General features: G+C 57.7%; 1 pseudogene. It reads right to left on the bottom strand.

Going from position 1 to position 717, the window contains the following annotated elements:
* A pseudogene (locus FEV53_RS20500) lies at positions 1-717 on the bottom strand (IS3 family transposase); the annotation flags it as partial.

Here is a 717-nt window from a genome sequence, read left to right as displayed (position 1 = left end):
GCGGGCGTCTTTTGTTGTAGTAGCTGATCCAGTCACCGATCCCGTCCCGGGCTTCGGAACCTGTTTCGAAGGCGTTCAAGTAGACGCATTCGTATTTGAGGGATCGCCAGAGCCGCTCGATCATCCGGTTGTCGATCCAGCGGCCCCGGCCATCCATCGAGATTTTGATCTTTGCGTCGCGCAGCACGTCGGTGAAGTCGGTGCTGGTGAATTGGGATCCTTGATCGGTGTTGAAAATCTCGGGGGTGCTGTATCGAGCCAGCGYTTCTTTCAAAGCCTCGACGCAGAACCCCGCGTCCGTCCGGCATAGTCCTCAGACCTATGGCGGCCTCATGCCGAACTGTTCGAGAGCCGCCAGCTCAGCACCTTCCGGCTGTGCCAATCCATGATGGCCAYGAGATAGAGAAACCCCCGGCGYATCGGGATGTAGCTGATGTCAGCACACCAGACCTGGTTAGGTCGGGGGATGGGTAAGTCCTTCAGAAGATATGGATATATCTTGTGCTCCGGGTGCTTCTTGCTGGTCTTCGGTTCCTGGTAGATAGGCACCAACCGCATGAGCTGCATCAGCCGCCGCACACGATGTCGGCCGCATTTATGTCCCTCGCGAGCCAAGTGCCGGACCATCTGGCGTGAGCCATACCATGGCGTCTCGAGGAACTGACGATCGATGATTTCCATGAACTTCAGGTTCTCGGGGCTTTCCCCACGCGGCTG

It is taken from the genome of Palleronia caenipelagi (assembly GCF_007004065.1).
GTDB classification, from domain to species: domain Bacteria; phylum Pseudomonadota; class Alphaproteobacteria; order Rhodobacterales; family Rhodobacteraceae; genus Palleronia; species Palleronia caenipelagi.
Note: the sequence above shows the minus strand (reverse complement) of the source record. Positions and strands in the feature narration are given on the sequence as shown.